The sequence below is a fragment of the Runella defluvii genome (genome assembly GCF_014195535.1).
Taxonomy (GTDB): domain Bacteria; phylum Bacteroidota; class Bacteroidia; order Cytophagales; family Spirosomataceae; genus Runella; species Runella defluvii.
Genome location: NZ_JACIBY010000016.1, coordinates 73,850 through 92,160, shown reverse-complemented (window position 1 = coordinate 92,160; position 18,311 = coordinate 73,850). Strand labels below are relative to the sequence as shown.

Annotated in this window: 13 protein-coding genes; 5 read left to right on the top strand and 8 right to left on the bottom strand. The window is 44.1% G+C overall.

Features of this window, described 5'->3' with window-relative positions; translation table 11 throughout:
* Window position 1 precedes the first annotated feature (1 nt).
* The 3 genes from FHS57_RS26435 to FHS57_RS26425 form a co-directional block, all read right to left on the bottom strand.
* Window positions 2-3,433 (bottom strand): TonB-dependent receptor, encoded by a 3,432-nt coding sequence (locus FHS57_RS26435; RefSeq protein ID WP_229601461.1) that lies wholly within the window; start codon window positions 3,431-3,433, stop codon window positions 2-4.
* A gap of 245 nt (window positions 3,434-3,678) precedes the next feature.
* Window positions 3,679-4,749, bottom strand: coding sequence for a FecR family protein (locus tag FHS57_RS26430; protein ID WP_183978989.1), 1,071 nt, complete (start codon window positions 4,747-4,749; stop codon window positions 3,679-3,681).
* A 75-nt stretch (window positions 4,750-4,824) separates the two neighbouring features.
* Window positions 4,825-5,409: an RNA polymerase sigma factor gene (locus FHS57_RS26425; RefSeq protein WP_183978987.1), complete on the bottom strand. Its 585-nt coding sequence runs from the start codon at window positions 5,407-5,409 to the stop codon at window positions 4,825-4,827.
* A 201-nt stretch (window positions 5,410-5,610) separates the two neighbouring features.
* Between FHS57_RS26425 and FHS57_RS26420 the strand changes: the two genes are divergently transcribed.
* Together FHS57_RS26420 and FHS57_RS26415 are read left to right on the top strand one after the other, a co-directional pair.
* A complete protein-coding gene (locus FHS57_RS26420; RefSeq protein ID WP_183978984.1) occupies window positions 5,611-7,077 on the top strand; it encodes an MFS transporter in 1,467 nt (488 codons plus the stop codon).
* Between the two features lie 86 nt (window positions 7,078-7,163).
* A complete protein-coding gene (locus tag FHS57_RS26415) occupies window positions 7,164-8,213 on the top strand; it encodes a glycoside hydrolase family 43 protein (protein WP_183978982.1) in 1,050 nt (349 codons plus the stop codon).
* A gap of 106 nt (window positions 8,214-8,319) precedes the next feature.
* Here FHS57_RS26415 and FHS57_RS26410 read toward each other — a convergent pair whose 3' ends face one another.
* A complete protein-coding gene (locus tag FHS57_RS26410; RefSeq protein WP_221225737.1) occupies window positions 8,320-9,006 on the bottom strand; it encodes an NUDIX hydrolase in 687 nt (228 codons plus the stop codon).
* A gap of 187 nt (window positions 9,007-9,193) precedes the next feature.
* Here FHS57_RS26410 and FHS57_RS26405 point away from each other — a divergent pair, with 187 nt between their 5' ends.
* Window positions 9,194-10,180 (top strand): metallophosphoesterase family protein, encoded by a 987-nt coding sequence (locus FHS57_RS26405; RefSeq protein ID WP_183978980.1) that lies wholly within the window; start codon window positions 9,194-9,196, stop codon window positions 10,178-10,180.
* Between the two features lie 67 nt (window positions 10,181-10,247).
* On the opposite strand, the gene FHS57_RS26400 is transcribed toward FHS57_RS26405, so the two are convergent.
* On the bottom strand, window positions 10,248-11,981 hold the full coding sequence (locus tag FHS57_RS26400; RefSeq protein ID WP_183978978.1) for a PQQ-dependent sugar dehydrogenase: 1,734 nt from the start codon (window positions 11,979-11,981) through the stop codon (window positions 10,248-10,250).
* A gap of 195 nt (window positions 11,982-12,176) precedes the next feature.
* Between FHS57_RS26400 and FHS57_RS26395 the strand changes: the two genes are divergently transcribed.
* Window positions 12,177-12,749: a hypothetical protein gene (locus tag FHS57_RS26395; protein ID WP_183978976.1), complete on the top strand. Its 573-nt coding sequence runs from the start codon at window positions 12,177-12,179 to the stop codon at window positions 12,747-12,749.
* 98 nt (window positions 12,750-12,847) lie between these two features.
* Complete coding sequence (locus FHS57_RS26390) at window positions 12,848-14,365, top strand: glycoside hydrolase family 30 protein (protein ID WP_183978974.1); 1,518 nt, start codon at window positions 12,848-12,850, stop codon at window positions 14,363-14,365.
* 12 nt (window positions 14,366-14,377) lie between these two features.
* Here the strand turns inward: FHS57_RS26390 and FHS57_RS26385 are convergent, their stop codons facing one another.
* From FHS57_RS26385 to FHS57_RS26375, 3 genes are read right to left on the bottom strand one after another with little or no spacing between them, the layout of a single operon-like run.
* On the bottom strand, window positions 14,378-15,793 hold the full coding sequence (locus tag FHS57_RS26385) for a DUF4932 domain-containing protein (protein ID WP_183978972.1): 1,416 nt from the start codon (window positions 15,791-15,793) through the stop codon (window positions 14,378-14,380).
* Window positions 15,794-15,844: 51 nt separating this feature from the next.
* A complete protein-coding gene (locus tag FHS57_RS26380) occupies window positions 15,845-16,591 on the bottom strand; it encodes a LytR/AlgR family response regulator transcription factor (protein ID WP_183978970.1) in 747 nt (248 codons plus the stop codon).
* Entirely contained in the window at window positions 16,588-18,213 is a 1,626-nt protein-coding gene (locus tag FHS57_RS26375; protein ID WP_183978969.1) for a sensor histidine kinase, read from the bottom strand. Before FHS57_RS26375 ends, FHS57_RS26380 begins: the two co-directional genes overlap by 4 nt.
* Window positions 18,214-18,311: the final 98 nt, after the last annotated feature.

Sequence of the window (18,311 nt, the reverse complement as noted above, 5' to 3'; positions counted from 1 at the left end):
ATTAAAATTTAAGATTTACACCCATCGTATATTGACGCACTGGAGGATTGTTTAGGTTGACCGTTACGAAACGGTTGAAATTGCCTCCTTGAATGGTATTACCATAACCGTTTCCTTCAGGATCAACCGCCAATTTGGCTTTCACCAGTGGCGAGTAAATGATGAAAGGGTTCGTAGCGTTTAGGTAAATGCGGGCAGAAGAAATCCCCAATTTGGTTAGGGTTTTTCCACTGACAGTATAACCTAAGTTGATACTTCTCATTTTGATGAAAGAACCGTCTTGATACGAAGTAGTAGAAGTAAAGTTACGCACACCACCACCTGCATCTGGTCGAGGGAACGCATTGGTTGGGTTTTCTGGGGTCCAGTAATCCATCACCAATTGGTTGGAACGTCCTTGATTTAAGAAGCCAAAACCAGAACCACCACCCGACGTACCCGACAAATAAGGCACTACTACTTTCATTCCCATGCGGGCGAAAGTAACGATAGATAAGTCAAAGCCTTTGTAGTTGAATCTGTTGGTTAGACCACCTTCCCATTTTGGTTGAAAATTACCGATAATCTTGCGGTCATTGGCATCAATCACCCCATTGTTATCAACATCTTCCACTCTGATTTCACCAGGAATCTGCACTGGCGACGTTTGTTTTTTCAACGTGCCATTATCCAAATCCGCTTGTTGCCAGATACCAATCTTATTGTAGTCATAAATAACGGTCAACGGTTGTCCAACAAACCAGAAGTTTCCTTTGTTATCCAACTCGGTCGGGGTGGTAAGCTGCGTGATTTTTTCACGGTTAAAGAAATAGGTCACATCGGTACTCCAATTAAAACCATCCTTATTTCTGAAAATATCAAACGTTAACGAAGACTCAAACCCTTTTCCTTCGGTTCTTCCTAAGTTTTTCAGGGTAGAATTGGCCCCATTACTTTCTGGAAGGTTGACCGAAAGCAAAATGTCTTTCGTTTTCTGGAAATACACATCAAATGTTCCCGTAATACGGTTGTTAAACAAACCAATTTCTAAACCAACATCTGTCTGAGCCGTCGATTGCCAACCCAAATTAGCCGCTGGAAGGCTCGTAACAGTGTAGGCAAGTACCTGCCCCCCAGTCGTTGTTCCAAAGTTGTAATAACCCGTCGAAAGTGCCCCTAACGTCGCATAAGCACCTACGTTACGGTTACCCGAAATCCCCCAACCACCTCTCAATTTTAGGTTAGAGAAAACGGCTAAATCCTTCATAAATGGCTCATCGATGACATTCCAACTCAAACCAATGGCGGGATAATTGAAGTATTGATTAGCGGGAGACAAGGTAGATGAACCATCTCTACGGAACGTTGCCGTCAAGGTGTATTTATCATTGAACGTATAGTTCAAGCGGGCCATGTAGGAAAGCAGCCCCGTTTCTGAAAAGGAATTGCCGAAGTCGGTAGGTGCAACGGGCGTTCCAGAAGCCAGCGCAAAATTGGCTGTTTTAATGTAATCAGCGGGAACTCCCCTTACCGTAAATCGGCTACCAAGCGAGTGATTTTTTGTATATTCATAGAGCCCCGTAAAGCCTATTCGATGTTTTCCAATGGTTTTATCATAATACAGCAAGTGCTGCATATTGACGTCCCAATACTCCGTATTTCTAATTTCGGCGCTTGATACACTTTGATCCACTCCTGTATTGACAAATGTATTTGGCGGACCGTAGCCATTAAAACCAGTCTGGCTATAGTTCAATCCAACGTTGAACCGATACTTGAGGCCATCCAAAATGTTGACTTCGGCGTACAAACTATTGAATGTTCTGATAGCACGCTCTCTCGAAAGAATATCGTTGCCGCGAGAAATGAGGGTAAGCGGGCTTACTGCCTGCGCCTCAATGGTTCCGCGTTTAGGGTTCAAAAGTACGGTTCCATCCTCATTGTAGGGTTTGATCAGTGGCGATAGACGCACCAACTCCGTCGGAACGCCTCCCCCTGCAGGATCATTTCGGTAAGTAAGGGTATTGAGGGTATTTAAACCTATTTTTACTCGCTTGCCAATTTTTTGATCTATGGTAGCACGGATATTCATACGCTGAAAATTTTGATTCGGCATAATACCCGTTTCATTGAAATAACCAAGCCCCAAACCGTATTGGGTATTTTCTACACCACCCTGCAAGCCAAGCTGGTGACTTGTGTTAAAGCCCTGTTTGTACAATAAATCTTGCCAATTGGTAGAAACGCCTGCGGCAAGGTTTGCTTTTTCTTCTTCCGTGAGTGGATAGGCCGTTGTACCTGCGCCTTGGGTGTTCAGTGCCGCCGATTGCTCTTTGAATTTGGCGTACTGCTCGCCGTTCATGACGTTGTATTTGCCCATGATGTTTGTCACCCCGTGGTAACCATCATACGTCAACACTGGCTTGCCCGTTTTTCCTCTTTTTGTCGTAATCAAGATAACACCACCAGCTCCTCTTGAACCATAAATGGCCGTTGCCGATGCGTCTTTCAAGATTTCAAGATTAGCAATATCATCAGGGTTAATGTCATTCAATCCCCCAAACGGAATTCCATCTACTACTACCAGCGGGCCATCAAGCCCGTCACCGTTACCTGTTGTAAGGGAGCGGTTTCCGCGAATACGGATGGTTGCTTGACTACCAGGTGTAGAACCGTTGCTCACAATAGAAACCCCTGCGGCACGGCCTTTAAGTTGGTTCAAAAGGTTGGGGGCAGGTACTTCTTTCAAGGTTGCCTCGTTCACTGACACCACCGAACCCGTAATGTCTCTTTTGCGCTGCGTACCGTAGCCTACTACCACCACTTCGTTGAGGGTCTTGTTGTCTGCCTCTAAACGAATATTAATGATTTTTTGCGCACCTACTGCTACCTCTTTGCTAACATAGCCGACGTACGAAAAAACCAACACAACGCCGTTGGCATCAGTAAGTGACAGTTTGTAGTCGCCGTTGGCATCGGTGCTGGTTCCTTTCACCGTCCCTTTGACCTGAATACTTACGCCTGGTAATCCTTGACCGTCGTCTCCTGTGACACGGCCTGTGATGTCAATGAGCTTGATGTCGGAGACACTCGCTGCTTCCGCAGATTTTTCTTGGGCGGGTGTGGGCGGTGCAGGCAGCCGTTTGATTAAAATTTGTTGCCCCACTACTTCGTAAGTAAGGTTTAGCGGGGTCAAAATGTGCTCCAATACGCCAAAAAGTTCTTCATTGTTGGCTTGATACGTGATTTTACGCTTTGATTGTACAACTTCTCGACTAAACAGAAATTGCACTTTTGCTAGTTTCTCAATGCGTTTGATAATCACTTCAGCATCTTGATTCTGGGCCGAAAAACTAATGCGGCGGTTCAAAAACTCTTGCGCTTTGCTATCGTGGGCAAAACTTATTTTGAAAAATAAGAGCACAAGCAAGAACTGCAGACCTGAAATTTTCATAATCCTAATCCAAACGTTGTGTTTAAATAAATGGGAATCCATACATTTGTTCGTTTTGTTGTTTTTTGGTAGAAATGACAAAAACAATTGCTCGCCGTAACGGCTAAATGTGTCTGGTAAACACATTTCAGAGTAGTACTAGCGATAGTGTTGGAGCACTATCGCTTTTCTTTTTGGGGAAAGGAAAGTGATAGAATCTAACTCATACTTTTTAATAGATAGGTTAAAGAAAGAATGAACAACAACTAATTACAGCCTTGGCTGTGAATAATCACTTTATCATCAACGACTTCATAGGTTGCTTCAATGGTAAGACAGATCAATCGGATTTTTTCAAGAAATGGTACATCATTAAGTTGGCCCGTAAACGTGCAAGATTGTAGTTTTTCGTGGTCGTACTGAATCGGGAGGTGATATGCTTCTTGCAATTGGCCAAAAATTTCCGAAACGGGCGCAAACTCATACGTAAACTGTTGATTGACGATGGCAGTGGGGTTCTCGGCTACATTGTCGCTCGTTTTTTGAATTACTTCGTTTGTTTTGGTAACAATACTGAGTTGCTGATGTTCGGTCAGAAAAGTCGGTTTGTTGGGGGCTGCCACCGACGTAACCGCCACTTTCCCCGATTTTACTTTTACCAACGCCACGGTTTCTCCTTCAAAAGAACGCACTTGAAAACTTGTCCCCAACACTTTGGTAGTGAGACTATTGGTATAAACAAAAAATGGTTTTTGGGCATCTTTGGCTACTTCAAAAAAGCCTTCGCCTTGCAAAAACACTTCTCGTTTGATTTTACTTATTTCTTTCCGAAAACGCACACTGCTCCCCTGCGACAAGACGACCGACGAATTATCGGGCAACAGCACCACCATTGGCTGCTGACCCGTATTACTTACCCGTGTCCATTTTCCTTCCTCCAATGCCTTTTCTTCATTTCTGGACGTTAAGGTGGCATCTTGGGGCTTAGGTAAAAATTGGTACCACGTGGCAAGACCAATCACAATCGCCGCCGCTACCCAGCGCACCCATGTCCAACCCAGGAGCGGTTTGATATTATTGGCAGAATCATCGGGAATTGAGGCCAAAATTTGGTCTGTTTTTAGGGCTACTTCATCGTCCGTGAGATTATCCTCTTTACCTTCAATCAATAAGAAAGCCGCAACGGCCTGCTCGTACAAATCTCTTTTTTCGGGATACACTTGAAGCCATTCTTCCCAAAACCAACGGTCTTCCCGACGTCGCTCCTTCATCCATCGCTGGAAAGCTTCATCTTCGAGCAGTTCGGTAACAGAATGGGGATTGGAAAATGGTTTCATTTGGTACTTTTCTACTATTTTTAATGATAGTATGAAGATACCCAAACGAGATACCCTAACGAAGGTTAATTTTTTTTAGAGGAAAAGACAAATGAACCAATAAAGGGGAGCAACCAACCAACGGCTACGCAATTTGGTCAGTGCTTTTTGTAGAAAATTAGAAACCGATTGACGGTTGACATTCATCGTTTCGGCAATTTCTGCCACCGATAAGTTTTCGTAGTACTTTAAATAGAGCGCTTCGCGTTCGCGGGCAGGGAGCGTATCTAGTTGTCGTTTGAGTTCATTGATTTGGAACAAAGCCACTTCTTCCTGAATGAGAAGCGTTTCAACATCTATTTCTTTCGGCAAAGCCGTGTCCCAATCGGGTTCTTGGTGGGTAAAATGTTTTTCAATCCGTAAAAACTGAATGATATGGCTCCGCAACGATTTCAGTAGATAATGTTTGACCGAACAAGTGTCATTGATTTGAAGCCGATTTTGCCACAGTTGCAAAAACAAATCCTGAATGCAATCCTCCACCGCCGCTTCATCAATCATAAACTTTAGACCATAACGCCGCAACGTACGATAATAACGCTCGACAATCATGCCAAGCGCCTGCTTATCGCCTTCTCGATATGATTTCCATAGAACATGGTCTTGAACTGAAGAAGCCATAGTGAAATCGAGCTAATATAATCAAACAAAGATTTTTTGTGAATAGTCTAACAAAAGTAATAAAGTTTTATTATCTTATGGTATTATTTACAATAAGTTGTGATTTATTTTTTTGCGGCTAAAAAAAATTACCAATATATTATAGTAAAAATTACCATAACCCCACTTATGCTTCCAATTAACCTTTAACGGACACTACCAATGAATTCCAGTAATCAGCAACTTTCGGTCATTGAAAAAATCGGTTACAGTCTCGGAGATTTGGCTGCCAACCTCATTTTTCAGACGTTAATGACCTTTTTGGCGTATTTCTACACCGACGTTTACAAAATCCCCGCGGGTACGGCCAGTATCATCATTTTTGTGGGAGGTTTGTTGGGAGCCTTCTTTAATGTCTTAATGGGCCTCATTGCCGACCGCACCAACACGCGCTGGGGAAAATTTCGTCCGTGGATTATCTGGACTTCCTTACCTTTTGGAGTCATTTCTTTGCTGGCTTTCTCTACGCCCAATTTTGGTGACACGGGCAAAGTTATCTACGCCCTCACCACCTATCTGTTGCTCGTGATTGTGTATTCGGCCAACAACTTGCCGTATTCGGCACTCAGTGGCGTCATTACGGGCGACATGAAAGAGCGAAACAGCCTTTCCTCCTATCGTTTTGTGGCCGTGATGGTTGCCCAATTTATCATCCAATCGTTACTTCTTCCTTTGGCATTGTCGTTGGGCCACGGAAACAAAGCCGTTGGATTTGAAAAAGTGATGCTCTTTTTTGCCATTGTAGGCGTGATTTGTTTTTGGATTACTTTTTTAACCACCAAAGAGCGTATAGTACCGCCCGTTGAAGAGAAAAACTCCGTTAAACAAGATTTGACTGACCTTATTAAGAACAAGCCTTGGGTTATTATGCTGTTGGTGACCATTCTCATTTTTGTCACCTTAGCCCTCAAAGGCGGTATGTACATTTATTATTTCAACTACTACCTCGACCACGCTGCCGAAGCAGCTTACCTCGATTCCATTGGTTTTAACGACTTTATTCGGGGCTTAAACGCCACCATTACGGGTTTAGGCTTAGGAAAGTTTGAGTGGCCCGAAGATGCCCCCACTTCGGCCAACAGCGTTTTTAATGCGGGTGGAATTATTTTTATGATTGTCGGAATCATGTTCTCTAAACCGCTGGCCGACCGTTTTGGCAAACGAAACATCTTCGGAATCTTCTTGGCGCTGTCGGCCCTGTGTTTATTGATGTTTAATTTTTATTCCAAAGACAGTATTGGCCTCGTTTTTTTCACTCAAATTCTCCACGGCTTTACCTACGGCGTAACGATTCCGTTGCTTTGGGCCATGATTGCTGACGTCGCCGATTATTCGGAGTGGAAAAACAACCGCCGCGCTACGGCCATTATCTTTTCTGCCATGATTTTTGGTCTGAAAGCAGGGCTAAGCATTGGTGGGTCGCTCGGGGCAGGAATTTTATCAAATTATGGGTATGTGGCCGAACAAACCGAACAAACGGCAGGGGCTGTCAACGGCATCAAAATGGCCGTAAGTATTTACCCAGGCTTGATTTTTCTCGTAAGCGTCGCTTTGTTGTTTTGGTACGAAATCAACAAAACGATGGAAGTACAAATTGAAGCTGACTTGAAGGAAAAACGTCAGCGGTAGGTGTTGGGCTTCTTCCTTCGTCGAAGTGATAAACGTTTCTTACATCCGACCAAAGTTGATTACAGCAATTAATAAAAAATAAAACAATGCCAGAAGATAGCATCGAGCACATTGATTTTGAGAAACTTAACGAACGAGCAATTTCTCAACCGTTGGTTTCACATTTGTTTACAGCCGACCCATCGGCGCACGTTTTTGACGGAAAAATTTATATTTATCCTTCCCACGACATTGACGCAGGCATTCCGTTTAATGACAACGGCGACCATTTTGGCATGGAAGACTACCACGTTTTTTCGATGGAATCCGTGAATAGTGAAGTGGTCGACCACGGGGTGGCGCTGCACGTAAACGATGTTCCGTGGGCCGAACGGCAGTTGTGGGCGCCCGATGCCGCGCACAAAGACGGCAACTATTACCTTTATTTTCCTGCCAAAAACCACGAAGGAATTTTTCAAATCGGGGTAGCCGTTTCAGCATCGCCAACTGGGCCGTTTGTGGCTGAAAAATCGCCGATTAAAGGCAGTTACAGCATTGACCCTGCGGTATTTGAAGACTCCGATGGAAGCTATTATTTGTACTTTGGGGGAATTTGGGGAGGTCAATTACAAAAGTACCGCGACAACGTCTATGACGCTGAAAATCAAGAACCATTAGCCCACGAAACGGCACTTTGTCCAAAAATTGCCAAGTTAACCGACAATCTGTTGGAGCTGGCCGAAAGCCCGCTAGACGTACAGATTTTGGATGAAGCAGGAAATTTGTTGTTGGCTGGCGACAATGAGCGTCGTTTTTTTGAAGCTCCTTGGCTGCACCGCTACAATGGCAAGTACTATTTCTCGTATTCGACGGGCGATACGCACTACATTTGCTATGCCACGGGTGATTCGCCCTACGGGCCTTTTACGTACCAAGGCCAAATTCTTCAACCTGTAGTAGGCTGGACAACCCACCACTCAATCTGTGAAGTAGCAGGGAAATGGTATCTTTTTTACCATGATTCGAGCCTCTCAGAAGGGGTTACGCACCTCCGAAGCATCAAAATGACGGAGATTTTTTACGATGCCGCAGGAAAAATTCAACCGATTGTGCCATACACTCGGTCAGACGATAGTCAGACCGAAGGGCAATTGTAATAGCACACTCGGTCAGACGATAATCACTATCGTCTGACCTGTAGCCGTTTTCGGTCTGACTGTCGTCTGACCGTAGCCCTTGGTCAGGCAATCGTCAGACCAAGGGCTATACTTCAAACGTAAACCCTTTTTCTAGGAGTTTATTATACACACTTTCGTCGAACCGATACAAGGTCGCAGCACGGTGCGATACGTCTTGTTGGCGTTCTTGGGTATCCACCAATAGGTTCATTTTCAGAAACTTCTTTCTAAAATTCGATTTGTCGAGTTTTTGTCCTAGAATCGCTTCGTAGAGTTCGAGCAATTGTAAAAGCGTGAATTTTGCAGGAAGCAAATTGAATCCGATGGGTTCGTGCTGGATTTTATGTTTCAAAAAACTGAGGCAATCTTCAAAAATTTTGTTGTGGTCAAAAGGCATAGTTGGTACTTCTTGGATGTTAAACCAAGACACATCGGCTTCGGTAGGCCCTGGATGCAGCTCAAATTTTTCGATGTTGACCAAGGCATAATAGGCAATCGTGATGACCCTCCGAGGAGAAAATCGACGAACTTCCCCAAAGGTTTTGAACTGCTCTAAATAGATATTCTCCACGGAAGTCTGCGACGATAAGATTCTCCCCGCAGCTTCGTCGATACTTTCATTGTATTTTATCCAACTTCCTGGCAAAGCCCATTGACCCAAAGTCGGACCGATTCCGTGTTTGACCAAAAGAATGGAAAGTTGGGCATCCTTAAATCCAAAAATAAGGCAATCAATAGACAGGGCGTCTATAATCTCGTCGGTGAAATTCAAGAGGAATGACGGTTTGATGAAACAACTTCATTAATGAGAGTAAAGATAGTACGGCTAATTGATAACATTCCCTTAATTTCCCTTGTTTTATTTTTGGCACAAATAAAAACGCGCTCAATAGGACACTTTTACTTTTCAAACGTATTAAATCCACAACCGTAATTTCTTGTCTAACTTAACCATTTATATGAAAAACAGATTTATTTCCTTTTTTGCGTTCCTGTTATTGATTGTTTCTGCCGTTCAGGCCCAAGAATTAAAATTCCGCTCCGACAGCACTTTTCGCATTGTTCAGTTTACCGATTTGCACTACAAAGCAGGAGCGGAACCATCCAAAAAATCCATTTCGATGATGCGCACCACGCTCGACGAACAAAAACCTGATTTGGTGGTCTTTACGGGCGATGTGGTGGTCAGCGCTCCTACCAAACAAGGTTGGGACGAAGTGCTGGAAGTGGTGATTTCGCGTAAAATTCCGTACATCGTCACGTTGGGAAATCACGATGACGAAAGCGAAATGAAGCGGGCTGAAGTAGCTGCATACGTAACCACAAAACCTTATCTTTTGAATAAAATTCCGTCGATTCCAGGGGTAGATGGTTACTTAAATGCCGCGATTACCGTGAAGGGAAAATCGGGCGCCAACGCGGCGATTCTCTACGCGATGGATTCGCACGCTTATTCAAAAATAAAACATCGGGTCGATGGCTACGGCTGGTTTAATCATAATCAAGTTGATTGGTTTCAGAAAACCAGTGCCAAGTTCAAAGAAACCCAGAAAGATACCTTACCCGCTTTGGCTTTTTTTCATATTCCGTTGCCTGAGTACCGAATGGCGTTTGATAACATCAAAAATCGCCGCCGTGGCGTCCGTTACGAAAACGAGTGTCCGCCAAGTATCAATTCGGGGATGTTTGCCGCGATGGTAGAATCAGGAGACGTATTAGGGACGTTTGTAGGGCACGACCACGTAAACGACTATTTGGTAGAATATTACGGAATCGCGTTGACGTACGGATGTTTTTCGGGAAGTGAAAATACCTATTTGCGTACCAAAAATGGCGCTCGCATCATTGAATTAAAAGAAGGTAAAAAGCAGTTTTCGACCTTTATTCGGGAGTTTGACGGAGCCATTTTGTACCCCGTCACGTTTCCATTTGCGACCAAAAAATAGAGAAAACTGAAAGACGAATATTGAATGGGATGTTGGAGCCAAAACTGCTCCCAACATCCCATTCTTATTATTTAGCCTTGCGTGAAAACCCTACTACTTGATAAAGCTTCCCGTCGGCTTTGGTAAAAACGTACATTTCGTTGTCTAACCCAACGCCAATGTGTGGATCGGGTTTGGCGGGAGAATGCAATTGAAAAAAGTCGGCAGGTTGGTTGTCAATTACCAACTCAATCTCTTGAATATGAGCACTCCTACCTTGAACAAACTGCGCATTTTCTGCCAAAAACACCCGCCCGTTGTTAATGTCCGTAAACACGTATTTCCCTTGTAAATCAGGATTGGCTTTGCCTTGATACACAAACCCTCCCCCAATGGCTTTCCCTTCGTCGTGGTCGTACTGCATAATGGGATAGGTATATTTTTGCGGAGGTTCGTTGGCAGGCAGTGGAAACACTTTATCCATTCGTCCGCGCGGATTAATCACGAACGTTCCTTCGCGGTCGGGCCAGCCGTAATCTGCCCCTGCTTTTCCAAGGTTCAACTCTTCGATGTTGGTTTGTCCGATGTCAGTAATGAGCATTTTTCCATCAGGACTCCACGTGATACGGTTGGGATTGCGAAACCCTCGGCAAAATACTTCTTTGACGGTCGAGGGCGAAGTGGCATTGGCATAAGGATTACTTTCAGGAATGCCATAACGACCATTTCGGCTATTTTTCCCGAGAGGGTCGATGCGCAACACCGAACTCCACGCTCCGTTGGTGCTATTACAAATGTGAGGAAAACCATTTTCGGAAGCGCCGCCGTCACCAATGCCGATGTACATCAACCCGTATTCTTTATCCCCTGCTTTGGCAAGTGGGTTAAAAGTAATTTCCTGCATTCCGTGAATGGGCGAAACCATGTTTATACGAAACAACTCACGCCCTTTTACCGCAAAAGGAATCGTGCCCGAATTGGCGATTTTCCATTCCGTAACCACCCATTGCAGAGTGACTTTGATGGAATCAGCATAACGAAAATCGGCCAAAGCACTGTTTGCTTTTTCGGTGTGCGTGGTGTATAACAAGCCATTTTTGGAAAAATCAGGGTGAAAAGCAAAGCTCCCCAAGCCCGTAGCTAACCCAGGAGACGAAATAAATTGAGGCCGTTCTTTACGAATATCTAAGGCCACATTCCACTGATTATTAATCAGTTCGTATAAAATCCCTTGTAAGTCCGAAACAAAAACGCGGTCTTTCTGGCCTTTCAGCACAAGCATTTTATTGATACGTGCCAATGGCGCTTTGGGGCCTGTTACAGGAGCGGTTGAGAGGTACCGAAGTTGCATTTGCCAACCTTCCTTTTTAATCTTTTCGGGCAATGGGTCCAACACCGCCCCCACTGCTTCTTTGTCGCGGGCTAATTCCTTTTGATTTTTGTGAATAAAAGCCAAAATAGCCTCAATTTCAGCACCTTTGAGTTGCGTGAAGGGAGGCATGACTTGCTTGTAATCTTCAAAAAGTTTGGTTAGGCGAGCATCCCCGCTGGCAAGTACCTCGGGGGCATTGTGGATGACTTTTTTCAGCCAATCGGCGGGTAATTCGGTCGTGGCTCGTTCCAAACTTGGCCCTATTCCTTTTTGAAGGAAATTATGACAAGTGGAGCAATTGGCCTGAAAAAGCTGCTGCCCTTTGGCCAGTGTTTTGGCATCAGTAGTGTAGGATGTTTGGGCAAAAACATTCCATTGACTCAAGGAAATGGCAAAAAATAGCCAATAAAAACTCTTTTTAAAAAAGGGTGTGAGGGGTTTTTGAAACATATTGTGAACAGATTTCCTTAAAAAGGAAGCAAAAGCAGGTGCATACTCAACTAGATTGAAAACGCTCACTTCGCTTATTTCTTTCCATGAAAAACCAAAACTCAATTTTTTGACTTTTAGGGATATTACTAGCAATAATGAAGCGTTTTTGGTACTTTTCTAGCCAAATCCAACCATTTAACGCTTCAATAAGACATGAAACTCAATTCCTTTGTCAGCTACTGCTGCCTTTTGTTAGCCCTCGTATGTTCAGGTTGCTACCGTTCATTCACAATTTCGGGGAAATTAGACAATAAACGTTGGTACGGTATGGGACAAGGGAGCGTTGTCAACGAAGAAAAAATAAAGAATTGCTCACTTCCAAGGTTTGGATTTGGAGCCACAACCGACATTCCGTTTGACTTGACTCGCGCACCTAAACCAACGGGATGCCCCAAAAATTGTCACGCAAAGCAACATTTAGATTTTTTCGTTATTCCTTTGGCAGAAGGCAAATACGACCTGGGTAATCCAGATCCGTGCTTGCCTTCTCTCGACACCAAAGCGAGGCTATTTCATTTCCAAACCAACCCCGACGGAGCTCATATCCTCAAGGGAGAAAGTGTCAGTGTGGTAGATGATTTTATTGCGGTGGGCAAAAGTTGGATACACATTACAAAATACGACTCGGAAACAGGGGCGTTAAAAGGAAAGTTTGAACTTCATCTTGTCAATAAGCAAGGCAAACAACTCCATTTTAAGAAAGGACGTTTCAAGTTTAAGTTGTAACGTTTTTCTTTTCGTCTTCAAAAAGACGCATGGCGAGAAGTACTTGATTGCAAACGCTGGTTGGCGGTAAAAACTTACCCCTTTCTACTTATAGGGATATGAAACCTATTCTGTGTGTACTTGCTCTGTTTTGCTGGCTAACAAGTTATGGCCAAAAAGAAAAACCCTTGGGTTCGGCTGTTCAAATCGTCATAAATCCTAGTGTTACGTACCAAACCATCGAGCATTTTGGCGCCTCCGATGCGTGGTCGTGTCAGTTTGTGGGACAGTGGCCCAATGCCAAACGCAATGCCATCGCCGATTTGCTATTTAGCCGTGAATTGTCACCAAACGGACAGCCAAAAGGCATTGGGCTTTCGCTTTGGCGCTTCAACCTTGGGGCTGGAACGACCGAACAAGGCGCCAACAGCGGAATTAAAGACGAATGGCGGCGGGCGGAGTCTTTTTTACGGCCCGACGGTACTTATGATTGGGACAAACAGGCGGGGCAACGCTGGTTTTTAGAAGCAGCCAAACAACGAGGCGTGCCCTATTTTTTAGCTTTCCCCAACAGTCCTCCCGTTTCATTTACAACCAATGGCAAAGGCTTCGCTACCAATAAAAACCCCAACCTTAGCCCCGAACGATACAACGATTTTGCCGATTTTATGGCCCAAAGCTTAAAAGGAATTCAAGCAAAAACGGGCGTAAGTTTCAACTACATCAGTCCTGTCAACGAACCACAGTGGGATTGGAGCGATGGAGGCCAAGAAGGAACACCCTTTTATAACCAGCAAATAGCGGGTATTTGTCGTGCCTTAAACAAAGCCTTGGTAAATGCTAAATTATCAACCCAAATCAACGTAGCGGAAGCAGGTCAATTGGAGTTTTTGTATTCTGAGCACGGTCGGGCGGGCAAAGGCACTCAAATTCAAGCATTTTTTGACAAAAACTCTCCCGATTATCTTGGCGATTTGTCCCAACTGACGCGGGCTATTTCGGGGCATAGTTACTTTACGTCTTCGCCCTATGACAAGGCGGTCAACGTTCGTAAACAAGTACTTACCGAACTGAACAAGCAGCAGAAGGTACGCTACTGGATGTCGGAATATTGCATTTTGGGAGACAACGGCGGCGAAATCAATGGCTCAGGAAAAGACCTTGGCATCAGTCCTGCGGTGTACGTAGCAACATTGATTCACAACGACCTGACCCATGCCAACGCGACGGCCTGGCACTGGTGGCTGGCCATTTCGCCCTACAATTACAAAGATGGCTTGATTTACATCGAAAAAAACAAAACTGACGGCCATTTTCAGCCCTCCAAAATGCTGTGGGCGTTGGGTAATTACAGCCGATTTATCCGTCCAGGAGCGGTTCGCGTGGCTGTGACGTTAAGCCAAACCAACCAAGCGTTGTACGCATCGTCTTACAAAAATACCGATGGGCGATTGGTAACGGTACTTGTCAATGCAAGTGATAATCCAGTCGCTATACAACCTAACGTAACTTCCAAAAAACGAAGCCGTTGGGAGGCATTTACGACTTCCGAAAGCGAAGACTTAAGCCCAACACCTCTTTCTTCAAACTCATTGATAATCAAAGAAAAAAGCATTGTTACGCTGGTAGAAAAGTAGTCGATTTGCTAATTATTGGGGTGCTACGGTTGTTTTTAGCTGACTGTAAGGAGTCAAATGAACTCTCGTTTGGGCACAAAGCGGGGTCTTGGTTTGCCAAGGAACGTTGAAGAAAACATAATTCAAGCCATGAACCAAATGAAGGGTAAATTGGGCGCTTTTTCCGTCTTTAGACCACGATAGCCCTTGTTTTTTAGACACTTCTACTTGTCGCTCTTTGGATATTTTTCCGTCTTTTTCGGTCGCGATAATGACGTCGAATGAGTCTGCTTTTATCATGGGTTCAGAAAAATACACCACAAAATTCGCAACCGTATCTGCAAGATTTTTGTCGGATAAATTAGAGCTTTGGATGACTGGTTTTTGGACATGATTTTGAAGTTTCCCAAGACGTTTGATGAAATTAGGATACAAATCTTGAAGGGTTTGTCCTGCTTTTCGCTTTTGATACATTACCTCTAACTCTTTGTTAAACAAATTACTAGCATAAAACCCTCGCGTCTCGTTTTGCATAGCCCAGTCGAGGCTGACTTTCTTAGCAACGCTCGGAAAATAGTGCTGAACGTACAAATTATACACTGCCCATGTCATGTATTCATTGAACGTAGCCAGGCTATCTTTTTCATACCCGCTGCCTGTATCCCAACGTTGGTTTGAAAAGTGGGTTTTGACCAACGATTGGTGCAATTCGGTCATTGGATTGACAAACGCGTGGTCTAGCTCAGTAAACAACATGTGAGTACCCGAAGCAATTTCTTCCTGACTCGCCGTTTGGAGGGTTTTGCCCGTCAGAATAAACGATGGAAGGGTAATAAAATCGGTGCCAACACCTTCGACGACTCGGTGGCAGTTCATCCGTCCGACCAACGGCGACATGACAATCGCGTACGAGCTGAGTGTGGATTGTTTTCCCAATTCTTTTTCTAAAAATTGAAGCATTTCGGGATACCGCTGCGAAACCAAATAAGCCGAAGCAAGCCCTTCGTAATAAGGAATATGGTTGGTATAAAATTGACGAAAACGAGTGGTTTGTACAAAATCTTCAATCAGCGCCAAATTTTCTTCAAAAGGATTAAATCCCGAATTGGCCGAAAAGGCGATTTTGCGAACAAGATGGTTGGATTCATCGAAAGTAAAAGCGTACGAATCAGTGCGAAAACTGAGGTAGCTTTGCCATTGTTGGCGCGAATAATTGACTTTTGACAACAAAGGATGATGACGATAGGCATCGAAATACGTGCGCACTTCTTGGTAATAGGCCGATTGCTGCGATACCTCCCAAGGATCTGTTTTTCCATAATCGGTCAGGGCCAAAATAATGTTTGCCAACTCGTACGTTTCCGACAGCCGAACAGGAGAAGCGGCTTGTCCCAAAAGCGTTAAATAGCTCCAAAAGAGCATGACAAGGGTAGCTGATACGTTTTTCATCAGTGTAAATGGAATTTTTGATAGAAAAGGGAAACTATTTTTTTTGAATGCTCAGAGGTTCAACGCCCTCTTGATGGTGTCTTTTTTGCCACGCGACACGGGTACTTGCGAACCATCGGCGAGTTGCAAAAAATCGCCGTATTCTTTTTTCCAACTTTTAATGAAGGATTTATTGACCAAATGCGACTGATGGCAGCGCAAAAAACCATGACTGCTCAGAAGGTCGTCGTATTCGTAAATGGGTTTGCTAACGACCAACGTGGTGCCTTCATTCAAAAAAAACGTGGTGTAATTGTTGGACGATTCGCAACGAATGATTTCACTGGTTTTGACAAAACGGGTTTCTTGCAAGGTCGAAAGTGCAATTTGTAGCTCTTCTTTTTGGGCTTGAGAGGTGAGCCATTTCATCAAATACCCGATTTGTTGGTTCTGAATTTTTAACTCACGTTGTTTAATCGCTCGTTCAACGGCGACCTGTAATTCACTAATCGCGACGGGTTTGAGTAGGTAATCCACCGCCGAAAAACGCATCGCTTTGATGGCATATTGGTCGTAAGCAGTCACAAAAATTACCTCAAAATCGTATTCGGTAAGGCTACGAAGCAGTTCAAAACCATCCTGTTGGGGCATTTGAATATCCAGAAAAAGAAGATCAGGTTGGTATTTATAAAGGGCTTTTTTGCCCTCTTCGGCATTTTTGGCTACTGCACATACCTCAATTTGTGGGCAGTACGTCGCCAGAAGCGACTTTAAATTGCTCAAGTTGTGAGGCTCGTCGTCGATGAGTACTGCTTTCATACAAACCAGTGGTTAAAAGTGAGGGTCACTTGCGTGCCCAAATCGGCGGGAGTTTCGATTGTGAGCGAAATGGGTTGTGCATGGTTGAGTTGATTCAGCAGGGCGATTCGCTCTTTGGTGAGTTTTAACCCAAAACCCGTTGTTGGTATTTTTGTGTCAAAACCTTGCCCGTTATCCCTAATTATTAAGCACAACGCCTCTCCTTTTTGTTGAAATAGAACGCTTATGACCCCTTTTCCCTGCAAAACCGAAATCCCGTGTTTGATGGCATTTTCGACCAAGGGTTGCCAAAGTAAGGAAGGTAAGCTGGTTGCATATACATCCAGTTGTGTATCGACTTCCATAGAATAGCGAAACCCAAACCGTAGCTGTTCCAATTTTAAGTAGGTTTCCATGGTTTGTAGTTCTTGAAAAAGTGAGGTTTCTTCTTGGCTACTTTGGGTCAGCGTTTCGCGCAGTAGTTGGGCAAAATCCGCCAAATAATCATTAGCCCCCTTTAAATTTTGGTGGTTGATAAGTCCTTGAATGGAGCTGAGGGCATTGAAAATAAAATGAGGATTGAGTTGTGCATATAATGCCTTGAGTTCCAACTGGAGTTTTTGTTTGTGGGCCATCTCTTGTTGAGTCCGTCGCCGCTGACGAATCAACAAATAGATAAAAACGCCCAATCCAACCACCACCATGCCGATGCCTGCAATGACGGTTTTAAACCACCATGTTTGGTACCAATGAGGAGCTACTTCAAAAGCGTATTCAGTAACGTGTTGGGGTTGAACGGCGTAGCGAATCTGAATTTTATACCGCCCTGACGAAAAATCTTTGAGCCAGATAAAACTGTTGTCGTATTCGTTGTCGCGCCACGGCCGAACAATTCTGTCGTTGTGCATGAGCTGGTATTGGACTTGATTTTTGGTATAAATCTCCGCATTTAGGGTAAAAATCAAATGAGCATTGTTGGCAGGTAACTGAAGATTATCTAACGAGTAATTCACTATATGTTTTGAAGTAGGGCGAGCCCATGGATATTGGAGTTTTTGCAGAAAAACATCCAGATTCTCGGACGTAAAAATACCCGTTGCCGCAGGCCGTATCGTCTCCCACGCCACGATGCTAGTGGCTGCTATTTTCTTTGCCCCCTTCTTGCGAACATCCACGATTAGGGCATTGCCCAACGATGTCTTATAGCCACCCAAATAGGCCATTTGTGGAAGCGCAGAGCTTTTTATCAATGCCTCGTCCGTCAACTGAGCGATATTTTGCCACGAAACAAGTAACTGTTGACTGGGGTATTCCATGACGCGAAACTCGAACTCTTGGACGTTGTTTTTATTGACGCCATGCAAGAAAAAATGAGCCTTTGAATCGTCAAACGTCGTACGAGCGACGACATTGGAAGCACGAATTTTTCGGAACGAAGAATCTTTTTCTAGGGACAGAAAATGCGGACTATTTTCCTGAGTTACCCAAAACGAATTGTTGGTTTTAGGAATCGTTAGTATCAATGCCACCGTTTCTGGTTTGTCCAACGCTCCCTGCGGAAAGCTTTGTGAATACTCTCCCCAATTGATTTGGGCAATAAGACTCGGAGAAACAAGAAGAAAAATAAACCAAAATAAGCGCATTGTTTTCATAGCAAGACCTTTGATAGGTCAAATATCTGTCGATTTTTCAACAAACAATGGCTCAATGTGAATTTGGCACGATTGACTGTGAATAAGGA

Excerpts from the sequence above, each read along its gene's own strand:
- FHS57_RS26435 (WP_229601461.1), bottom strand. The coding sequence starts at position 3,433 with ATGAAAATTTCAGGTCTGCAGTTCTTGCTTGTGCTCTTATTTTTCAAA.
- FHS57_RS26430 (WP_183978989.1), bottom strand. The coding sequence starts at position 4,749 with ATGAAACCATTTTCCAATCCCCATTCTGTTACCGAACTGCTCGAAGAT.
- FHS57_RS26425 (WP_183978987.1), bottom strand. The coding sequence starts at position 5,409 with ATGGCTTCTTCAGTTCAAGACCATGTTCTATGGAAATCATATCGAGAA.
- FHS57_RS26420 (WP_183978984.1), top strand. The coding sequence starts at position 5,611 with ATGAATTCCAGTAATCAGCAACTTTCGGTCATTGAAAAAATCGGTTAC.
- FHS57_RS26415 (WP_183978982.1), top strand. The coding sequence starts at position 7,164 with ATGCCAGAAGATAGCATCGAGCACATTGATTTTGAGAAACTTAACGAA.
- FHS57_RS26405 (WP_183978980.1), top strand. The coding sequence starts at position 9,194 with ATGAAAAACAGATTTATTTCCTTTTTTGCGTTCCTGTTATTGATTGTT.
- FHS57_RS26400 (WP_183978978.1), bottom strand. The coding sequence starts at position 11,981 with ATGTTTCAAAAACCCCTCACACCCTTTTTTAAAAAGAGTTTTTATTGG.
- FHS57_RS26395 (WP_183978976.1), top strand. The coding sequence starts at position 12,177 with ATGAAACTCAATTCCTTTGTCAGCTACTGCTGCCTTTTGTTAGCCCTC.
- FHS57_RS26390 (WP_183978974.1), top strand. The coding sequence starts at position 12,848 with ATGAAACCTATTCTGTGTGTACTTGCTCTGTTTTGCTGGCTAACAAGT.
- FHS57_RS26385 (WP_183978972.1), bottom strand. The coding sequence starts at position 15,793 with ATGAAAAACGTATCAGCTACCCTTGTCATGCTCTTTTGGAGCTATTTA.
- FHS57_RS26380 (WP_183978970.1), bottom strand. The coding sequence starts at position 16,591 with ATGAAAGCAGTACTCATCGACGACGAGCCTCACAACTTGAGCAATTTA.
- FHS57_RS26375 (WP_183978969.1), bottom strand. The coding sequence starts at position 18,213 with ATGCGCTTATTTTGGTTTATTTTTCTTCTTGTTTCTCCGAGTCTTATT.